Source organism: Paraburkholderia sp. BR10882 (genome assembly GCF_040948855.1).
Taxonomy (GTDB): Bacteria; Pseudomonadota; Gammaproteobacteria; order Burkholderiales; family Burkholderiaceae; genus Paraburkholderia; species Paraburkholderia nodosa_A.
This window is the reverse complement of sequence record NZ_JBFPKP010000025.1, coordinates 57,008-77,943: the sequence shown is the minus strand read 5'-3', so window position 1 is coordinate 77,943 and position 20,936 is coordinate 57,008. Positions and strand designations below refer to the sequence as shown.

16 protein-coding genes are annotated in these 20,936 nt (G+C 63.3%); 8 read left to right on the top strand and 8 right to left on the bottom strand.

All coding sequences use genetic code 11. The features are described 5' to 3' along the window. Positions 1-17 precede the first annotated feature (17 nt). From AB3X99_RS36355 to AB3X99_RS36320, 8 genes are all read right to left on the bottom strand, one after another. Positions 18-1,304 (bottom strand): MFS transporter, encoded by a 1,287-nt coding sequence (locus tag AB3X99_RS36355; RefSeq protein ID WP_342950003.1) that lies wholly within the window; start codon positions 1,302-1,304, stop codon positions 18-20. 148 nt (positions 1,305-1,452) lie between these two features. Continuing rightward, on the bottom strand, positions 1,453-2,040 hold the full coding sequence (locus AB3X99_RS36350) for an SRPBCC family protein (RefSeq protein WP_368619683.1): 588 nt from the start codon (positions 2,038-2,040) through the stop codon (positions 1,453-1,455). Beyond that, positions 2,028-3,602 (bottom strand): alpha/beta fold hydrolase, encoded by a 1,575-nt coding sequence (locus AB3X99_RS36345; protein ID WP_368619682.1) that lies wholly within the window; start codon positions 3,600-3,602, stop codon positions 2,028-2,030. The genes AB3X99_RS36350 and AB3X99_RS36345 overlap by 13 nt, the downstream gene beginning before the upstream one ends. Continuing rightward, positions 3,599-4,846 carry a CaiB/BaiF CoA transferase family protein gene (locus AB3X99_RS36340; protein WP_368606109.1) on the bottom strand — a complete coding sequence of 416 codons (1,248 nt, stop codon included), beginning with the start codon at positions 4,844-4,846 and terminating at the stop codon, positions 3,599-3,601. Before AB3X99_RS36340 ends, AB3X99_RS36345 begins: the two co-directional genes overlap by 4 nt. A 4-nt stretch (positions 4,847-4,850) precedes the next feature. Beyond that, positions 4,851-7,796 (bottom strand): molybdopterin cofactor-binding domain-containing protein, encoded by a 2,946-nt coding sequence (locus tag AB3X99_RS36335; protein ID WP_368619681.1) that lies wholly within the window; start codon positions 7,794-7,796, stop codon positions 4,851-4,853. A gap of 7 nt (positions 7,797-7,803) precedes the next feature. After that, positions 7,804-8,670: a xanthine dehydrogenase family protein subunit M gene (locus tag AB3X99_RS36330; protein ID WP_368619680.1), complete on the bottom strand. Its 867-nt coding sequence runs from the start codon at positions 8,668-8,670 to the stop codon at positions 7,804-7,806. A gap of 3 nt (positions 8,671-8,673) precedes the next feature. Further along, positions 8,674-9,396 carry a thiolase family protein gene (locus AB3X99_RS36325; protein ID WP_368619679.1) on the bottom strand — a complete coding sequence of 241 codons (723 nt, stop codon included), beginning with the start codon at positions 9,394-9,396 and terminating at the stop codon, positions 8,674-8,676. Then, a complete protein-coding gene (locus AB3X99_RS36320; RefSeq protein WP_368619678.1) occupies positions 9,284-11,602 on the bottom strand; it encodes an FAD-dependent oxidoreductase in 2,319 nt (772 codons plus the stop codon). Before AB3X99_RS36320 ends, AB3X99_RS36325 begins: the two co-directional genes overlap by 113 nt. 290 nt (positions 11,603-11,892) lie before the next feature. Between AB3X99_RS36320 and AB3X99_RS36315 the strand changes: the two genes are divergently transcribed. From AB3X99_RS36315 to AB3X99_RS36280, 8 genes are all read left to right on the top strand, one after another. Continuing rightward, on the top strand, positions 11,893-12,714 hold the full coding sequence (locus tag AB3X99_RS36315; RefSeq protein WP_069267232.1) for a DeoR/GlpR family DNA-binding transcription regulator: 822 nt from the start codon (positions 11,893-11,895) through the stop codon (positions 12,712-12,714). Between the two features lie 232 nt (positions 12,715-12,946). Beyond that, positions 12,947-14,107, top strand: coding sequence for a 2-aminoethylphosphonate--pyruvate transaminase (locus tag AB3X99_RS36310; RefSeq protein ID WP_069267231.1), 1,161 nt, complete (start codon positions 12,947-12,949; stop codon positions 14,105-14,107). An 11-nt stretch (positions 14,108-14,118) separates the two neighbouring features. Further along, positions 14,119-15,390, top strand: coding sequence for a phosphonoacetate hydrolase (gene phnA, locus AB3X99_RS36305; RefSeq protein WP_368619677.1), 1,272 nt, complete (start codon positions 14,119-14,121; stop codon positions 15,388-15,390). Between the two features lie 87 nt (positions 15,391-15,477). Next, positions 15,478-16,926, top strand: coding sequence for a phosphonoacetaldehyde dehydrogenase (gene phnY, locus AB3X99_RS36300; protein ID WP_368619676.1), 1,449 nt, complete (start codon positions 15,478-15,480; stop codon positions 16,924-16,926). A gap of 89 nt (positions 16,927-17,015) precedes the next feature. Then, entirely contained in the window at positions 17,016-18,047 is a 1,032-nt protein-coding gene (locus tag AB3X99_RS36295) for a 2-aminoethylphosphonate ABC transporter substrate-binding protein (RefSeq protein WP_069267228.1), read from the top strand. After that, entirely contained in the window at positions 18,047-19,201 is a 1,155-nt protein-coding gene (locus tag AB3X99_RS36290; RefSeq protein WP_368619675.1) for an ABC transporter ATP-binding protein, read from the top strand. Before AB3X99_RS36295 ends, AB3X99_RS36290 begins: the two co-directional genes overlap by 1 nt. Beyond that, positions 19,194-20,090 (top strand): 2-aminoethylphosphonate ABC transporter permease subunit, encoded by an 897-nt coding sequence (locus AB3X99_RS36285; RefSeq protein WP_069267227.1) that lies wholly within the window; start codon positions 19,194-19,196, stop codon positions 20,088-20,090. Before AB3X99_RS36290 ends, AB3X99_RS36285 begins: the two co-directional genes overlap by 8 nt. Beyond that, positions 20,074-20,871, top strand: a complete 798-nt coding sequence (locus AB3X99_RS36280) for an ABC transporter permease subunit (RefSeq protein WP_368619674.1) — start codon at positions 20,074-20,076, stop codon at positions 20,869-20,871. The genes AB3X99_RS36285 and AB3X99_RS36280 overlap by 17 nt, the downstream gene beginning before the upstream one ends. The last annotated feature ends 65 nt before the right edge of the window (positions 20,872-20,936 follow it).

Sequence of the window (20,936 nt, the reverse complement as noted above, 5' to 3'; positions counted from 1 at the left end):
ACTTCCACGTCGTCTTTTCAGCCCGTTTCCGGCCCGAAAAATATGGCGGCCAATCCCATTCCGAATACGGTTGCGAGAGTGATTCCCACCACACGGAATCCCAGATTCGCCGACGCAAACGACACGAGCAACGGTCCGAACGCGGTAAAGAGACGGGCCATATTCCAGGCGAAGCCTTGTCCTGTGGCGCGAACATGGAGCGGAAAAAGCTCAGTCAGGTACAGAGCGACGATCCCGAATCCGCCCATTGCGAAGAAACCGAATCCAAGCATTGAGAAATAGAACGTCCCCAGTGTTTTCGCCGCTCCAAAAAGGACAACGACTGCAATCCAGGCGCCAGCACAAAACACTGCGTAGACGATCCGTCGGGAGACACGCGGCATCAGACTGACGAGGAGCAGAATCGAGGCGTATCCAAGCACCGCACCGGCGTTGGTCGCCATGAAAGCGATGCCCGTCTGTCGCGTGAATTCCGCGCTGCCGGCGGATGGGAAGAACTCTCTCAGCAACGTGGGAAAGATGATGGATGCCCCCCAGCCACCGATCATCATTGCCGAGGCAATGAGCGTTCCGACAATGGTTCGACGGCGCAACGGGCTGCCAAATATCTCCGATATCGAACCCATTTTCGGACCTGCGTGACGCATTGCGGCCGCACGTGACTGCTCCCAACTCGCCGATTCCGGTGTGATGAACCGCAGGCCAAGGCTCGCGAGTGCCGGTGCCGCCCCCACGCCAAGCACCCAACGCCATCCAGCGCCTGAAAGCAGGATCGCGAGCGCGGAGGCGGCAACCAGCCCTGCCACATTGGCAACCTGCATCACCTGAACGGCCTTCGCCCTGTGTTTTTCTGGCCAGGTCTCCACGACAAGCGCGGCGCCGGCGGCCCACTCACCACCGATTCCAAAGCCCGCCAGCATCTGAAACAGGAGGAGTTGATACCAGTCTCGCGCGAAGGCACCGGCTGCCGTGAATACCGAGTAAATCAGCATCGTGCCGAGCATCACTCGCGCTCGCCCGAACCGGTCTGCCACGATACCGGACAGAATCCCGCCGATGCCCCAGCAAAGCAGTTTCGCGCCGACAATGAGCCCTCCAATCCGCATGACGCTGCCCTGTGAAGCCCCGAGCAGGTCGTGAAGGGCCGGAACCATGATCATGGTGAACAGGTAGAGATCCATTGCATCGAACATCCACCCCACAAACGCGGACGCAAGTACAATCCAGGCGGCCTTGCCCACGACAGGAGCACCAACATTGCTCCCATGGTCTGTCGACTCGAAAGGAGTCGAGTTCGTTTCCATCTTCCGATCTCCTGCTTTGCACTACTTATGATTAGACAAAGAGTTCCGGACACTTCGATGGCATCGCGTGCTGGCATGACAGGGTTCAGTAGAAGCGGCTGCCGTTTGCCCGCCTGACCAAACTGATCAGAACCATGAACGAAGGGAACTATGACGAACGCGGTCTGGCAAACCACCGCCTGCACTTCAAAACCAGCATTTTCCACAACAAGCCGAGTACGGAAATCTCGTTCGTTGAGCGTGCTGAGTTGTCGCGGCGTGTTGCCGCCACGGGTTCTCTGTCTCCAAGTTTCTCCAGCAAATTCGCCGCGAATTGACGGACCATCTGTTCCGATACGGCATTGATGATTCCAACGCCGCGGCCATACTGCGCCACCTGCCCCGCCATCTGCACACTGGTGCGAACGTCAACCTGGGTGCCGGCGGCTTCATTGAGGCGTGATAGAGAAAACGTGGTCACCGTATTGGCCGATCCGCGGTTTTTGGTCTCCTGCCATGTGGCCTCAACGGTCGCCGTATGCGCGTCACCCCGCGGGGCGCTCAAGGTGACATTGCCGGAGAACTCCATCGCGATTGGACCCAGCTTGACGCGAATCAGCCCCCTGTACGAGTCCTTGCCGAGTGTGTCCGTGAGCGTCGCACCGGGAAAGCAGGACACCACCAGCGGAACGTCGAGTAGTGCGTTCCAGGCGTTCTCGATAGTCGAGTCGACCGAAAAGCGATTTACGATCTCCATACTTCTCCACCTTCATCCGTGTATTGCTCAAACTGGCTTAATAAAACGTCCGCGTACGCATCGGGCGCGTCGACACATGCAAGGTGCCCGGCAGCGCGCAGCGTCCGTTCCTCCGCCCCATGGATTCCTTGCGTCAACTGCGCAGATACGGTTCTGGGTACACTTCCGTCGAGTTCGGCGTTGAGCACGAGTGTCGGGACCTCGATGTCGCACAGAAGACTGGAGACGTCATCCGTGGCAATGGCGTGCAATATTTCCAGGTAATCGGTAGAAGCGATGGCCGCAATCTGCTGGGCAAGTCGCTCCCGCTTCGGGTACGCAGTGTTTCTGTGGAGGGTCTGCTCCACGTACATGCGCGCAAAGAGATGCATTGGCAGCTTTTTCAACATCCCTTCGGTTGCTGCGAGCCGCCTGGCTACCGTCGGTCCGGAAACGCTTGCGTAAGCACTCGACAAGACCATGACAGCCACGCGTCGACCCAGCTTCGCGGCAACGCGGATTGCAGTGAGTCCCCCCATCGAGATACCCACCAGGCCAAAACGGTCGAGACCGATGGCCCCCGTCACCGCAACGACGTCGCTGGCAACCGCGTCTGCATTCCACGCGCTTCGCTTCGTCGAGTCGCCGTGACCGCGGGCATCTATTGCCACGACTCGATAATTCGCGGTGAGTGCGGGCAGAATATCGTCCCACAGCGCGCTCGATGTGCCGAGACTATGGAGCAAAACGACCGCGGGCCCGTTGCCGATGTCGATATAGGCAATGCGCTCGCCGTCGACGCTCAGAAACCGCTTGTCGTGAGACGGCGCGAACGGCGCTGTCACGTCGAGGCGAGCCGCAATCGATTCCGCCAGAACGTCGGCGGCAAGCTTTGACGAATCCGGGCCGGCCGATTCGCGCAGGAAGGTCTTGATTCCGAGTAATGCCTGCGGAGCCCGGCTGTTCATGAACGCGATGAAATCGTCCTGCGCGTTGTCCAGTTCCCAAGGAGCGACTATTTCGCCGATGAGCCCATACTCCAGAGCGGTCGTCGCGTCGATGGGCCGACCCGTCAAAACCAGACGCGAAATCGCCTTGACATGGACACGCGAGATGAGCACGGACATCAGCAGTGCAGGAGCAAACTGCTTCTCCAGTTCGTTGGCTTCGAACTGGCTGCGCACGTCGGCGACTGCGTAGTCGCTCGCTGCAACGATTGCGCAACCCATACCCGAAGCGAGCCCTTTGACGAAACACGCAACCGGCACCGCACTCGAACGGATTGCCTCATAGAGTGCGAGAATGGGCACCGCGCCCCGTTCCTTGATTGCAGGGCGTGGATCTTCCATTGGGGAAAGTGCCGGCGGTGGCGAAGAGGCCCGGCCTGCGCAGAAGTTCTCGCCTTCGCCGGACAACACGATTGCCACGGTGCTCTCGGGAGGGTCACTGATCACCTCTGTGAGCGCTCGAGTCATTGCGTCATCCAGCTCGTTCCTGCCGTCAGCACTGTTCAGGGCAATGTGCAAAACATGACCCTTCATCTTCAGCAGAAGATTTTCATGCATTCCGATCTCCACGTTCATCGCGATTTCACGCCAGGTGATGGCATGCCGGGTACAAACTGCCGAACAACCCCCTGGTTCTGAAGTGTCCTCAGTTCGTCAGTATCCAGCCCGACGTACTCTCCGAGCACGACGTTCGTATGCTCCCCCAGATGCGGTGGGTAACTCGCATCGACAGGCCCCGAGGTATCGAGCTTGATTGGATTGCCGGGCACGCGCACATGAGATCCTGCTCCGCTGCGAAGCTCGACGAGCATGTCTCTGTGCGCGACCTGGGAGGCGTTCAGTGCTTTATCCACCGTCTTGACCAGAGCGGCCGGAATCGAGGCCGAATTCAGCAGATCGAGCCAACTCTGCGCGGATTCGGACCGAAAGCGCGCCTCCAGTATTTCCCATAGCGCCGCCTTGTTTGCCAGGCGTTCGTCCGGATCCTTGAATCTCGGGTCGTGGACGAGGTGTGGCAAACCGACTACCTTGCACAGGTCCGCCCACATACGTTCGGTGTTGGCGGTCACAACCAGTGAAACGCCGTCGCCACATTCGAATGAGCGGTAAGTCGGTATCGAATCGTGGCCTCGTCCCTGGGGTTCCGGCACTTCACCCGATAGCAGGTAATAGGCGCCTTGATAACAAAGCATCGCGATTTGCGCATCGAGCATCGACACATCGACGAACCGTCCTTCGCCGGTAGTCTGGCGCTCGACCAGCGCAGCGAGTACGCCCATTACGCCGTACATGCCGGCCGCCAGATCGCCGATCGGAATGCCAGCGCGAACGGGCGCTCGCCCAGGCTCCCCGGTCAGACTCATGCCCCCTGACATCGCCTGCACGATCATGTCGTAAGCGGGAAGATCCCTGTCCGGGCCGGTCTGTCCGAAGCCGCTGATACTGCAATAGACGAGCCGCGGACTGCGCGCGCGAAGCGCCGCTTGACCGAGCCCGAGCCGCTCCATCACACCGGGCCGATTGTTTTCGACAAGGACATCTGAATGTGCCGCCAGCTCCCGAACGAGTTCGGCTCCCCGCTCCGTCTTGAGGTCAATGACCACGCTCTTCTTGTTGCGATTGACCGCAAGATAATAGGCGCTGTCGCCCTCTACGAAATGCGGTGGCACGCCGCGTGAAAGTTCGCCCGCCGGCGGCTCGATCTTGATGATCTCAGCGCCGAGGTCACCGAGAATTTGCGTTCCGAAAGGGCCCGACAGGAACTGCGTGAGATCCAGAACCCTCACGCCGCTCAGCGGACCCGTTTTTCCAGATTCCATAGCGTTATCCTGCAAGTTCTTCGTTCGAGGTGTGTTGGGGAGCGGCGTCGCTGTAGGCGCCTGCGGCATGCAGCCGATCAGAGATCATTTCAGGCAGCACGGGGGTTTCGTCAAATCGGATAGACCAACGGCTCAGCGCATCCTCGATGGCACTGACGATCGCCGCGGAGGCAGGAATCGTCCCGCCCTCCCCGGCGCCTTTGACGCCAAGCGGGTTGTTCGGCGAGGGGGAAACGAGATGCGCCATCGAGATGTGGGATGGCATGTCGAGAGCGGTCGGCAGCAGAAACTCCGCGAAATTCGTCGCAAGCGGCTGGGCATTCTCGTCGTAGGCATGCCGCTCGAGCAGCGTATTGCCGATCCCATGGGAAATCGCGCCAATCACCTGCCCCTCGACGAGCATCGGATTGATCACATTCCCGCAATCGTGCGCAACGCCATAACGCAAGACCTTTACGTAGCCAGTCCCGAGCTCCACCTCGACTTCCGCGAACGCCGTTCCGTTGGCGTAGACACTGGCTTTCGGGGAGAAATAATGCGTGACGGTCATGCCTGCATCCAGCCCGTCGGGAAGCGTGAACCCAGGTATCCCATAGGAAATCTGAGCGATTTTCCCGAGCGGCAACGCCCTTTCCGGCTGACCTCGCGCGCATACGACGCCACGCGCGATCTCGATCTGATCCAGCGGAACACGAAGGGCGTTCGCAGCCAGCGCCCTGATTTTTCCCGCGAGCTTGCCGCATGCAATGTGGACTGCATTTCCGGCGTTGACGGTGATCCGGCTCGCGAATGTCCCGACACCCATTGCAAGCTTGCCCGTATCGCCGACGACTACCGTGATGGCATCCATCTCGACACCGATCTGATCGGCTGCGATCTGGGCAAAGATGGTTTTCATGCCTTGCCCCTGCGCGCCGGCGCCACCGACGTCCAGGTGTATGCGTCCGTCGTTTTGCAACGTGACTTCCGCCCCTTCATAAGGACCTAGACCACAGCCTTCCACATAATTGGCAAAGCCAATGCCGAGATATTGTTGCCGCGTGCGCGCGTCCTCCTGGCGGGCGCGAAACGCGTCCAGACCGGCAAGCTCCTCTGCCTTTTTCTGGGTCTCCGGATAGTTACCGGAGTCATACACCATCTGCGAACCGTCGCGGAATATCAGGCCAGTTTTGTACGGTAGCTGTTCGGGCTGCACGAAATTGCGACGTCGAATTTCCAGACGAGTGAGGCCGACCTCGTCGGCTGCGGCATCGAGCATCCGCTCCATCGCGAATACCGCTTTAGGCCGCCCCGCACCACGCACCGGCGTGGTGGGTACCATGTTCGTGCACGCGACTTTCAGCTTCACCTGGAATGCCGGGACGACGTACGGACCCAGCGACGAGGTCACCGCGATGATCGGCACGACTATGCCCCAAGGCACATACGCACCGTTATCGTGGACCACGGAACCGCGCACGCCGAGGATCTTTCCGTCCTGGTCGAGCGCCATCTCGAGATCCCACAGTTGATCGCGCTCCTGGGTAATACTCAGGAAGTGCTCGCGACGATCTTCGGTCCATTTGACCGGCACACCCAGCCTGAGTGCAGCCGAGGCCACGACGAACTCTTCCGGATAGGCGATACCCTTGGGACCGAACGCCCCTCCAACGTCCGGCATGATGACCCGGATCTTCGCTTCGTCGTAGCCGAGCGCTTGCGCGAGGAGACGTCTTTCGAGATGCGGCGCCTGGCCTGAATTCCAGACGGTCAGATCACCGGTGCCGCCATCGAGCCGCGCGAGGGTTGCGCGGCACTCCATCGGGTGCGCAGTTGCGCGATGATGGAATATCTCGCGCTTGACCACGTGCGCTGCGCTTGCAAAGGCCGAGTCGACTTCGCCGAAAGCAAACGGCATGTCGAGCAGGAGGTTTGTCGGAACGTCGCTGTGAGCCCGTGGCGCATCCGGGTCGAATATCTTCCTGATGTCGCCGGCAACAGGCAGTACCTCGTAGTCGATCTGCACCAGGTTAGCGGCGTCTTCCGCGATGTACCGGCTTTCGGCAAGGACAACGGCAACCGCCTCGCCGACGTAGCACACCTCGTCCGCAGCCAGCGGCGACCACATGCGCGGCTCATTGAGCATGTGAGTGGGCGCCAGGACAGGCAAGGGCCGCCGCAGCGCTTCGTCCAGGTCGGCGAACGTCCAGACATGGTGGACGCCCGGTATGGCCTTTGCCGCTTGCGTATCGACGTGCCTGATGCGGGCGTGCGCGTGCGACGATCGCACGAAACAGCAATGCAACGTTCCAGCAAGGTGGATATCGTCGACGAATTGCCCCTCGCCTTTGAGCAGCGCTGGGTCTTCGGTGCGCTTGACGGGTTTGCCGACATATCGCGCGCCCACGGCCGACTCCGAAGGGGCATCGCTGCTCTTCGAGTGTGCGGTAACCAGACCGAAAACTGGATCGGGCTCGCCGCGCATTCTCGCTGCGGCGAGCAGCGCGGCTTCGACTATGGCCTGGTAGCCCGTGCAGCGGCAGATATTGCCGCTGATCGCATCACGAACTTGCGCCTCGGACGGGTCGGGGTGGGCCCGCAGAAACTCCGTGAGTGTGGTCAACATGCCCGGGGTGCAGTATCCGCACTGCAACGCATGGCGATCCTGAAACGCCTGCTGCAGGATGCCTAGCGAGCCGTCGGCATTCGCCAGCCCCTCTACGGTTGTGACCTTCCGCCCGTCGACCTGGCCACAGAGCTGAAGGCACGAGCGCATGGAACGTCCATCTACCAGCACCGTGCATGCCCCGCAAACACCATGCTCGCAGCCATAATGCGTGCCGGTCTTGCCAAGCTGGTGACGAAGAAAATCGCCGAGCGTCACTCTGGGGTCGATGTCGCAGGTCACAGCCTGTCCGTTCAGTTCGAAGGCAATCCTTGCCTGTTCCACGAATTCGATTCTCTGATCCATGATTCCCTCAGCTTGCGTTCAATGCGCGAGCGAACGCACGCCCAAGCGCACGCTCGGTTACGGTGCTCGCGAGGCGTTGCCGATAGGCGGCACTGGCACTCGTGTCGCCAAGGGCATCGATCGAGCTTGCTCTGCCGGCTGCTGCCTTTGCGAGACCGTCGCTGGGCTGCTGTCCCTGGAGGACGTCGTCGAGCTGCAGACGGCAAGGTTTGCTGCCCATGCCGCACAGGACCACGTCGGCACGGCCGATAGCGCGATTGGCGTCGACGGACACCATGGCCGCGGCCCCGACGATTGCGAAGTCCCCATGCCTGCGCGCGAATTCCTCGAACGCATAGCCGTGCGGCTCGTTCCAGATGCGCAGGCGAATTTGCGTCACCATTTCGTCCGGTTCGATCGAAGTCGTCATGAAGCCGCACGCGAACTCATGAAATGGGATGCGCCGCTCTCCGCGGGGTCCCACGGCGACGATGGTCGCATTGAAGATTTCGGCGAGTGCGGGCTGCTCCGAGGCCGGGTCGAGATTGCAAACGCTTCCGACAAAAGTGCCCCGATTTCGCGTCTGAATATGACCGACCAATCGATACGCCTCCACCATCAGCGGTGCGTATCGATGAATCAAGGGAGATTGTTCGATATCTCGCTGGCGAACCAGTGCGCCGATGCAGACCTCGCCGCCTTCCAACGCTATCCCGTCGAGGCCGGGTATCGCGTTCACGTCGATCAGATGGTCCACATGCGCGTAACGCATGGCCAGCATCGGCATCAGCGTCTGCCCGCCAGCGATGAGGCGTGCGTTGTCCAGCGTGGCAAGCAGCTCGACGGCACGCGCCACGCTTTCCGGGCGGTGCCAGGTAAAGGGTGCTGATTTCACTTCTCACCTTCCAAGAATGTGTATTGCGCAGGCACCGTGATCGAAGCCGTAGGTGCCTCCACCGGTGATGTGCGCCAGCCCGATTCGCGGACCGCGCGGCTTGTCTTTCGCGACCTGCCGTGCGCCGCAGCGGCCCTGCAACTGGCGGGTTATTTCGACGATCTGCGCGATTCCCGACGCGCCAAGCGGATGGCCCCTGCAGAGCAGACCGCCGGACGGGTTGAACGGAATCCGTCCGTTCAGCGACGTTTGACCTTCCCTGATCAAAGCCGCCCCTTCTCCGTGGCGGGCAAAACCCAGTGCTTCGTAGTACAGCAATTCGGCGATGGTGAAGGCGTCGTGACACTCGACGAGATCGATGTCGGAAGGGCCGATGCCGCAGGATTCGTAGGTCTCGTTCGCACAACGCATCGTGACCTCGGGAGTCGTCATATCCCTGCCTCCCTGCATGTAACGGCCCGACGTCAGATGCGACGCAAGAATCTTCACGGCGCCTTGCCGATTCGCAATGGGAAAGTCGGAGGCCGCAAGCACGACCGCCGATGCGCCATCGCCCAGCGGGCAGCACTGATGCAACGTCAGCGGCGAGGCCACCTGCCGACTAGCGAGCACCTCATCCACCGACATGGTGCTGCGGATCTGTGCATACGCGTTGAGCGCGCCATTCGCCCTGGCCTTGACCGCGATCTGCGCGAGATCGCGAGGCGACAAATCGAATTCGTGCATGTACCGCTGTGCGCGCATTGCGTACAGCGCCGGCATCGTCAAACCGTTCGCCGCCTCGACAGGCGATGTCCTTGTCGAGCTTGCATGCAAATGCGAGCCCGGCTTCGAAGGGATTGTGCTCGGGCGAGAGTTCGCGGCCCCACGCGCGGTAGCCCTTCTCGAGGCGCAACGACTCGATCGCGTAGTAGCCCGCATTCACAAGGCCGTACGCTTCGCCCGCCGCATGAAGCGTCTCGTAGACGCCTACGGCGAATTCGACGGGAACGTATAGCTCCCAGCCCAGTTCGCCGACGTAGGACACGCGCGTTGCGCGCACGGTCGCGTAACCGATATCGACCTCGCGGCTTTGACCAAACGGGAACGCCGCGGGGCTCCAGTCCGCTTTCGAAACACTTTGCAGCAGTGCCCGCGAGTGCGGCCCCATCACGGCAAGCACCGCGTACTGGCTGGTGACGTCGACGAGCACGCAGTGCCGCTCGTGCCCAATCGCCTTCTCGAGGTAGTCGAAGTCGCGCGTCGCCTGCGCGGAGCCAGAGACGACGAGATACTGGTCTTCCGCCAGGCGCGTGAGCGTGACGTCCGACTCGTAAGCGCCGCGATCGTTCAGGATACCGGAATAGATCGTGGTGCCGACCGGCACGGCGACGTCATTGGCGACGATACCCTGCAGGACAGCTTCCGCGTCACGCCCCTTGACGAGCAGCTTGGCAAACGACGTCATGTCGAACAGCGCGACGCGTTCGCGGCAGGCGCGGTGCTCCGCGCCGCTCCACGGCAGCCAGTTCTGCTGGCCGAACGCGTACTCGATGCGCGCCTCGATGGGCTTTGGCGCGAAGAAGTTCGCGCGCTCCCAGCCCATCTTGCTGCCAAAGCAGGCTCCATCGGCGGCGAGCAGCGCATGGAGCGGCGAGCGGCGGAACGGCCGCGCCGTGTGGAGTTCCCGATTCGGCCAGGGCATCGCATAGTGCAGGCCCAGTGTTTCCTTGACGCGGTCGTGCAGCCAGGTGTCGTTGCCGTTGAAGCGCGCAAAGCGGCGTATGTCCACGGGCCACAGATCCATGGTCGGCTCGCCGGCCACGATCCACTCGGCGAGCGCCATGCCGGCCCCGCCCGCCGAGGCGATGCCCATCGAGTTGAAACCCGCGCCCACGAAGAAGCCGCGCAACTCGGGCGCCTCACCGAGAATGAAATTGTTGTCCGGCGTGAACGATTCCGGCCCGTTGTAGAACTGGCGAACCTGCGCGGTTTCAAGCGCCGGCACACGCTGCAATGCATTTTCCATCAGCACTTCGAACTGATCCCAGTCGTCGGGCAGCAGCTGAAACTCGAAGTTCTCCGGAAGCCCGTTCATACCCCACGGCTTCGCATTCGGCTCGAAGCCGCCCATTACGAGGCCGCCCACTTCCTCCTTGAAGTAGATGAAGCCGTCGGGGTCGCGCATGACGGGCAAATCGGGATGCACGCCCGCGATGCGCTCGGTCACGATGTAATAGTGCTCCGCCGAATGCAGGGGCACCGTGACGCCGGCCAGCCGGCCGATCGCCTTCGCCCACTGCCCCGCGCAGTTCACGACGAGATCCGCCTGCAACGTGCCTTCGTCGCCGTCCTTGTTGCGCCACGTGACTCCGGCGACGACTCGCCCCGCGCGCGTGGCGGCCGAGTGCACGGCGGTGATTCGCGTGTTCTCGACCACGCGGGCGCCACGCATGCGCGCGCCGCGCGCGAGCGATTGCGTCAGGTCCGTCGGATTCGCCTTGCCGTCACCCGGGAGCCAGACGGCGCCAAGCAGGTCGTCGGTGCGCATCACCGGCCACAACTCGCCCGCCTCCCGCGGCCCGATGACGTCGCAGGTCACGCCATAGGCGCGCGCCGACGCGGCCGTGCGTTTCAGTTGGGTCATCCGCTCCGGCGTGCGCGCCACCGAGAGCGACCCGCATTGCTTCCAGCCGGTGGCCAGCCCCGTTTCGGCCTCGAGTTCGGCATAAAGGGCCGTGGAATAGCGAATGAGCTTCGTCATGCTGTGCTGCGCGCGCAACTGGCCGACCAGGCCCGCCGCGTGCCACGTCGTACCGCACGAGAGCACGCCCTGTTCGAGCAGGACGATGTCGCGCCAACCGAGTTTCGCGAGATGGTAAGCCACGGAGCAGCCGACGATACCGCCGCCGATGATCACGACGCGCGCATGCGCAGGGACAGGGGTAGGCATAGGGTGGGCCTCGATGCGGAGTGAAATGCGTTGCGAGGACAGCTAGCAAGCCAAATAATGCAACAAGATGCCACACAAAACAACTCGATTTGCCACAAGACGTGTGCGCTTGATGGGGGATATTTGCTTGGTCTGGGCGGCTTGGCATCACGAACCTGCCAAAATGCAACGACGATTCACCCCGCTTCGAGAGGAACGAATCGCTCGGCAATTTGTGGTATTTTGTGGCTTATCCTCGTGCGTCCAGTTCACGGGCACCGCCGCGCTTTCCTTTCCTGAAAGGCAACACCATGCCAGATGACCGCGCCGCCCCACCCCTTGCTCCACCCATGCCGCTGAACCGCCGTCTCGCCGTCGGACGCACCGACTACATTCTGCAAAGCCTCGATGCGAGCGGCTCAGTGAGTGTCGCCGACATGAGCATGACGCTCGGCGTCTCGCGCGAAACGATCCGTCGTGACCTCAAGGCGCTCGCGGAACAGGGCCGCCTGAGTCTCGTCCACGGCGGCGCGGCGAAGCGCGCGGTTGACGAACCGTCGCTTGCCACGCGCGAAGCGGCGAACGCTGCGGGCAAGGCGGCCATCGGCGCCGCGGCGGCGCAGCTCGTCGCCGACGGCATGGTCGTGCTGCTCGATTCGGGCTCCACCACGCTGGGCCTCGCCGCTGCGCTCACGAACCACAGCGACCTCACCGTTATCACCAACAGCCTGCCGATCGGCCTGCTCCTGTGCCGCGCGCCCGGCGTGAAAGTGATCGTGCTCGGTGGCGACATCGAGCCGAACGACGAAGCGGCATTCGGCATCGAGACGATGACCGCGCTCGCCCACTATCGCGTCGACCTTGTTTTTCTCGGCGTGAGCGGTATCTCGCCGGAGGGCGAATTCACCGATTACTCGCGGCTCGCCGCCGAGCAGCGGCATCTGATGATGAACGCCGGCAAGGCGGTCTACGTGCTCGCCGACCACACCAAGTTCGAGCACGGCACGCCCGTGCGGATCACGCCCGTGCCGCACATCGCAGGCGTCGTCGTCGATGCGCCGCCGCCCCCGCGTATCGCTCGTGCGTTCGAACTGCAGCAGTGGCGAGTGATCGTCGCGCGCGGCGAGCGCTGAGCCGCACACACGGGCGCTTGCCCATCCCTCTCCCCATCGTTCCTCTGCGCGCACGTAGTGCCGGGTCGCGCTGCCGCTTGCCGCGCCGCATCTGACGCAATCGCTGGCAACGCATCCGCGTATCCCCTGGTGTTGTGGCAAATAGTGGCGTATTGACTGTTTTTGTTGCGCGGCCTAAAGTGACTTCAACACGCAGTCAGACAGTCAGAACAGACCTTCACGGAGACACCCCATGACGGCATCTTCCACGGCTTCCTCCCCTGCAGCTTCAGAAACCGGCGATCCGCTGCTCCTTACGCCCGGTCCACTCACCACCTCGCGCACCGTCAAAGCGGCAATGGTTCACGACTGGGGCTCGCGCGATGCGAACTTCATCGCAATCAACCGCTCAGTGCTCACGCGACTCGTCAGGATAGCGAACGGTTCGGACGACTGGGCGACGGTGCCCATGCAAGGCTCGGGCACCTTCGCCGTCGAGGCCATGCTCACGACCTTCGTGCCCGCCGACGGCGAGGTCCTCGTGCTGATCAACGGCGCCTATGGCAAGCGGGCGAAGCGCATTCTCGATATCGCCGGGCGCAGGACCGTGGTGCACGAAACGGCCGAGGACACGCCGCCTGACCTCGCCGCGGTCGAAGCGCTGCTGGCGAGCAACCCGTCCATCACGCACGTGTTCACCGTTCACTGCGAGACGACCTCGGGCATTCTCAACCCCATCGCGCAGATCGGCGCACTGGCGGCCAGATACGGCAAGGGCTATCTCGTCGATTCGATGAGCGCCTTCGGCGCGCTGCCCATCGACGTGCAGGCCATGCACATCGACGCGGTCGCCGCATCGTCCAACAAGTGCATCGAAGGCGTCCCGGGCCTCGGCTTCGTGATCTGCCGCGTCGAAGCGCTCAAGCGCACACAGGGCAACGCCACCACGCTCGTGCTCGACCTGCACGACCAGTGGCTCAACATGGAGAAGACGAGCCAGTATCGCTTCACGCCGCCCACGCACGTGATCGTTGCCTTCCACCAGGCGCTCGATGAGTTCGATGCCGAAGGCGGCGTAGCCGGTCGCGGGGGACGCTATCGCAACAACTGCCGGATCCTGCTCGACGGCATGCGCGCGCTCGGCTTCAGGCCGCTGCTCGCGGACGCGCTGCAGGCGCCGATCATCGTCACGTTCCATATGCCCGAGGACCCACTCTTCGTCTTTGCGCAGTTCTACGAAAGTTTGAAGGCGCGCGGCTTCGTGATCTATCCGGGCAAGCTGACCGTGGCCGACTCGTTCCGCATCGGCTGTATTGGCCGGATCGGCGAAAAGGAAATGCGCGCCGCACTCGCCGCGATCGGCGAAGTCCTCGAGGAAATGGGCATGGTCGGTCAGATCGAAAAAACAGCCTGAATGGAGATGCAATGAGCACGCTGAATGACACCGCAGTGGCCGTGAACGGTCGCGAATACCGCTTTCCCGCCGCGCCCGTCGTGGTGATCTGCCTCGACGGTTCCGAGCCGGCGTATATCGAGGAGGCCATCAAGGCAGGCCGCGCGCCGCATCTGGCCAAGCTGCTGCGCACCGGCACGAGCCGCATTGCGCAGTGCGTGATTCCGAGCTTCACCAACCCGAACAATCTCTCGATCCTCACGGGCCGCCCGCCTAAAGTGCATGGTATTGCGGGCAACTACTTCTACGACCGTGCGAGCGGCGAAGAAGTGATGATGAACGACGCGCGTTTCCTGCGCGCACCCACGATCTTCGCGGCGTTCCACGACGCCGGCGCGAAGGTGGCGGTCGTCACCGCGAAGGACAAACTGCGCACGCTGCTCGGCAAGGGGCTCGACTTCGCGAGCGGCCGCGCCATCGCGTTCTCGGCCGAAAAAGCCGATCAGGCGACACGCGAGCAGAACGGTCTCGGCGATGTGCTCGCGTTCGTCGGCAAGCCGCTGCCCGACGTCTACTCCGCCGATCTCTCCGAGTTCGTGTTCGCCGCCGGCGTGAAGCTTCTCGATACGTTTCGCCCCGACCTGATGTATCTCTCGACGACCGACTACGTGCAGCACAAGGCAGCACCTGGAGCGCCGAAAGCCAACGACTTCTACGCAATGTTCGACCGCTACGTGGGCGAACTCGACGCCGCAGGCTGCGTACTCGCGATCACGGCGGACCACGGCATGAACGACAAGCACCGCGCGAATGGCGAGCCCGACGTGCTCTACCTCCAGGATCTGTTCGACGAGTGGACCGGGAAGGGTCGCGCGCGCGTGATCCTGCCGATCACCGATCCCTACGTCGCGCACCACGGCGCGCTCGGCTCGTTCGCCACCGTCTACCTGCCCGAGGGCACCGACACGGCAGGCGCGGCCACGCTGCTCGACAAGCTGCGCAACACCGAGGGCGTAGAACTCGCCCTGAGGAGCGATGCCGCATGCGAGCGCTTCGAGCTGCCGCCCGACCGGATCGGCGACATCGTCGTGGTCGGCACGCGCGCCAAGGTGTTCGGCACGAGCGCCGCGCGCCACGACTTTTCCGGCCTGACCGAGCCGTTGCGCTCGCATGGCGGGATCTCTGAGCAGGACGTGCCGCTCATTGTCAACCGCAAGACCGACTGGCCGCAGGGCCGCGCGCTGCGCAATTTCGACATCTTCGATGTCGCGCTGAACCACGTCGCACAAGCCGCCGCCGCTTGACACACGTATCAACACGAAGGCCCCCGCACGCCGCCGCTCGCATCCGCGAGGGGGCGCGCCCAACCGGATCATAGAACGAGGTATGCGATGAACGTCATGACCAAACCCGCATTCAAGCAGGAGTCCATGCGCATCGCCGGCCGGCAGGTCTCGACCGACGAAGTGATCGAAGTCTTCAATCCCTACACGAACGAAGTGGTCGGCACCGTGCCCGCGGGCCGTCCCGAACACGTGCAGGAAGCGTTCGCCAAAGCGCACGCCGCGCGCCCGCACCTCACGCGCTTCGAGCGTCAGCGCATCCTCCAGACCACCGCCGAAGCGCTGCGCGACCGCAAGGAGGACTTCGCGCGCCTCATCACAGCGGAGTCGGGTCTGTGCTGGAAAGATTCGCTCTACGAAGCAAGCCGCGCCTACGATGTCTGGTCGTTTGCCGCGCAACTCACGATCAAGGACGATGGTGAAGTCTACTCGTGCGACATCAGCCCGAACGGCAAGAACCGCAAGATCTTCACGACGCGTCTGCCGCTGCTCGGCGTGATTTCCGCCATCACGCCGTTCAACCATCCGCTGAACATGGTGAGCCACAAGCTCGCGCCGGCCATCGCAACGAACAACCGGGTGGTGCTCAAGCCCACCGAACTCACGCCGCTCACCGCGCTCGCGCTCGCCGACGTGCTCTACGAAGCGGGCCTGCCGCCCGAGATGCTGAGCGTCGTCACCGGCAATCCTCGCACGATGGGCGACAGCATGATCACGGACCCGCACTGCGATCTGGTTACGTTCACCGGTTCGGTACGCGTGGGCAAGTACATCGCGCAGCACGCGGGCTACCGCCGCACCGTGCTGGAACTGGGCGGCAACGACCCGCTCATCGTTATGGAAGATGCCGACCTCGACCGTGCCGCGCTGCTCGCGGTGACGGGCGCGACCAGGAATTCCGGCCAGCGCTGCACGGCGGTCAAGCGCATTCTCGTGGTGGAAAGCGTGGCGGATGCCTTCGTCGAGCGAGTGCTCGTGCACGCGAAGAAGCTCAAGTGCGGCGAGCCGATGGACCCCAGTGTCGACGTGGGGACGGTCATCAACGAAGCGGCCGCGCAACTGTTCGAGCGCCGCGTGGCCGACGCCGAAGCGCACGGTGCACGCGTGCTCTACGGCGCCCCCCGCCAGGGCGCGCTCTACGCCCCCACCGTCGTCGATCACGTGCCTTACGACTGCGAACTCGTGCGCGAGGAGACCTTCGGCCCGGTCATCCCGATCATTCGGGTTCCCAACCAGATCGAAGACGTCATCCGCATCTCGAACTCGACCGCCTACGGCCTCTCCTCGGGCGTCTGCACGAACCGCCTCGACTACACCACGAAGTTCGTCAACGAGCTGGAGGTCGGCACCGTGAACGTCTGGGAAGTGCCGGGTTATCGCACCGAAATGTCGCCGTTCGGCGGCATCAAGGACTCCGGCAACGGCTACAAGGAAGGCATGGTCGAGGCGATGAAGAGCTACACCAACGTCAGGACCTGGTCCATGCCCTGGGAGTGACTGCAGCATCCGGCAGGATTGCGATGCAAGCCGCCAGCGCGCGGCCCTACGAGGTTTTTTTCAGCATCCGAACTCAAGGAAGGTTGAATATGAAAACTCAACTGATCGCCGCGGTGACCTGTGCCTTCGCTTTCGCAGCGGGCTCCGTGCATGCACAATCCGGCGTCGTGACCCTCTACAGCGCGGACGGTCTTCACGACGGCACGCCCAGCTGGTTCGGCAACCAGTTCGAAGCCTTCACGAAGGCAACGGGCATCAAGGTGCAATATATCGAGGCCGGGTCGAGCGGCGTGGTGGATCGTCTCGGCAAGGAGAAGTCGAATATTCAGGCCGACGTGCTCGTGACGTTGCCGCCGTTTATGCAGAAGGCCGCGGCCGACGGCCTGCTGCAACCCTACTCTCCGGCTGGCGCCGACAAGATCGCCGCGCGCGACAAGGATGCCAGGGGGCTGTACGTCGCCATGGTCGACAACTACCCCACGTTCATCTACAACTCCGCAGTGCTCAAGAGTGCGCCCAAGGCCTATACGGACCTGCTCGCTCCGCAGTTCAAGCAGAAGGTGCAGTACTCGACGCCGGGCCAGGCCGGTGACGGTACCGCGCTGATGTTGCAGACCTTCCACGCGTTCGACGGCAAGGACGGCGGCTTCGCGTATCTGCGCAAGCTCCAGGTGAACAACCTCGGACCGTCCGCTTCCACGGGCAAGCTCACGGCGCTCGTGAACAAGGGCGAACTCTACGTCGCCAATGGCGATCTGCAGATGAACCTCTCGCAGATGCGCGACAACCCGAACATTTCGGTCTTCTTCCCCGCCGGCCCGAGCGGGCGCCGCGCCACGTTCTCGCTGCCCTACTACATCGGTCTCGTCGCCGGCGCGCCGCATACGGACAACGGCAAGAAGCTGATCGACTTCCTGCTGAGCGCCGAGGCCCAGCAGGACGTGAGCAAGTCCGCCTATGGCATGCCCGTGCGCACCGACGTGCATCCCACCGACGCCAACTTCAAGACGCTCAGCGCGATGCTGCAGGGCGTCGAAATCTGGGAGCCCGACTGGAACCAGGTCATGCACGACCTGAAGTCCGACGTGGCAACTTACAACCAGGCGATCTCGAGCAACTAATGGCCAATACCTTCACCATGGAACGCGGGCCTGCGCCGCAGGCCCCCGCGGTGCCGGCGGCGGTCGCGCACGGCGCCAGCGGAATCGGCTTCGAGAATGTCTCGGTGACGTACGGCGGCCAGACTATTCTCGACTCGCTCACGCTCACCGTGAAGCCCGGCGAGATCGTCGCGCTCATCGGCCCCTCGGGCTCCGGCAAGACGACCGCGCTGCGGGCCGTCGCGGGCTTCGTGCAGCCGAGCGCGGGACGCATCGTGATCGGCGCGCGCGACGTCACGCGTTTGCCACCGTATGCACGCAACATCGGCATGGTCGTGCAGAATTACGCGCTGTTTCCGCACATGCGCGTGGAAGACAACGTCGCCTTTGGCCTGCGTGCACGCGGCACCGACGCGGACGCGATCCGCACGCGGGTGCCCGAGTGCCTCGGCCTCGTCGGCATGTCGAAGTATGCGAAGCGCTATCCGCGCGAACTCTCCGGCGGCCAGCAGCAGCGCGTGGCAATCGCGCGTGCGCTCGCGATCCAGCCCCAGGTGCTGCTGCTCGACGAGCCACTCTCCGCGCTCGACGCGCAGATCCGGCGCTCGATGCTCGACGAGCTGGCGAAGCTGCATCGCAGCCTGCCCTCGCTGACCGTGCTTTATGTGACGCACGATCAGACCGAGGCGCTCACACTCGCGAACCACATCGGCATCATGCGCGACGGCAAGCTGGTGGCTCACGGCGAGACCCAGGGGCTCTACCGGCATCCGCCGAACCGTTTTGCGGCGGAATTCCTCGGGCGTGCGAACGTGTTGCCGGCGCAGCAACTGGTGCCCACGACCGACGGCTACGCGCGGGTGCGCTGCGGGGATTTTTCGATCGTCGGGCGCAATCATCACGGCCTGCCCGCCGCCAGCGCGTGTTACGTATGCGTGCGGCCGCACGATCTGCACTTCAGGCCGCGCACGGAAGCGTCCAATCGCGTGACGGGCGTCGTGCAGAGCGTGCAATGGCTTGGTGAACTGCACAGCGTCGTGCTCGATGTCGGCGGCGAAGCGCTACGTCTTACGCGTGCGCCGCTCGAAAGCCCGCCGGAGCCCGGCACGGCGATGTCCGTTCACTTCGACGCCGCGGACGTCACGCTCGTACCGGAGGTCGAAGGCCATGGCTGATCTCGTCATTGCGCCGCCCGCGCCGGCCGGCCGCTCCCCGGCCAGCTGGCGCGGCCTCTGGATCGCGCCGCCGCTCGTGGTGCTGGCGGCAATCTTCTTCTACCCGTTCGGCCTCATCGCGCTGCAGGCCCTGGGCGGCGGGGCCGACTCCAGCACTCACACGCTCACGCTCGCGAACTTCGCCGCCGTGCTGCATTCGCGACAGTTCCTGAGCGGGCTTTATCACACGATCGCCATCGCGGTCAGCGCGTCGGTGGGCTGCCTCGTGCTGGGCTTCGTGTTCTCGCTCGTGATCGCATTCGTGCCGTTTCCCGGCGCGCGCTTCGTCGGTCGGCTGATCGATACGTTCATCGCACTGCCAACCTTTCTCGTCGCGCTCGCCTTCACGTTCGTGTACGGCTCGGCGGGTCTGTTGAACCAGTCGTTGATGACGTTCTTCCACCTGAACCTGCCGCCCGTCGACTTCCTGTACACGCAGTGGGGCGTCGTGCTCTCCGAGGTGACGGTCTATACGCCGTTCATCATGCGCCCGCTGCTTGCCTGCTTCTCGCAGATCGACAACGCGCAGATCGAAGTGGCGAGCAGTCTCGGCGCGAAGCCGCTGCGCATCATCCGGCAGATCATCCTGCCCGCCGCGTTGCCCGCGCTGCTCGCGGGCGGCAGCCTCTGCCTGCTGCTGACCGTCAACGAGTTCGGCATCGTGCTGTTCATCGGCGCGAAAGACGTGATCACCCTGCCGCTGCTCATCTACGGCAAGGCGATTCAGGAGTTCGACTACACCACGGCCTGCGTGATTGCCGTCATCAACATCGCGCTGTCGCTCGGGCTCTACGCCTGCTACCGGACAGTCGTGTCACTTTGCGGAGGTCGCCGTGCTGCTTTGGGCTAAATGGGCAAAGGTGTCGACCTGGAGTGCGACGGCGCTGCTATTCGCCGCGATCTACGGATTGCCGGTCGCGATGATCGCGCTCGCCAGCGTGAGCGGACAGTGGAACGGCATTCTGCCGAGCCACCTGACGCTCGCGCACTACGCGCGGGTGTTCCACACGGATTCGGCCGACCAGTTGCGCGTGAGCGTGCTCACCGGGGCGCTCGCCAGTGCGGCGGCACTCGTGAGCGGCACATGGGCGGCACTCGCGTTGCGCGGCATGAAGGGCATGCCGAGACGCGTGCTCGACGTCGTCTTCTTCGTGCCGAGCGCGGTGCCGTCGGTTTCCATCGGGCTTGGATTGCTCGTCGCGTTCAGCCAGCCGCCCGTCCTGCTCAACGGCACGGCGTCGATCGTGTTTCTCGCCCACTTCCTGCTGATTTCGGCGTTCACGTACGGCAATGTGTCGGCGGGGCTCGCGCGACTGGCGCCGGAGTACGGCGAGGTCGCCGAAAGCCTCGGCGCGCGGCCGTTCTACCAGCTGACCCGCGTGACACTGCCGCTCATCGCACCGTATCTGCTCGCGTCGTTCAGCCTGAGCTTCGCGTTGTCGATGGGCGAACTGGGAGCGACGCTGATGATCTATCCACCTGGCTGGGTCACGCTGCCCGTGGGCATCTTCGCGCTGTCCGACCGTGGTGCGATCTTCGATGCGTCGACCCTCACGATGGTGCTGGGAGGCGGCACGCTGCTCGTGCTGCTCGCGCTCTCGCGCGTCTCGACCAAAGCGGCGGTGCGCTGATGATACTCGAGGAGGCAATCGAGGCAGGCGTGCAGGCCGTGTAGCCGAAAACAACACAAAGGAGG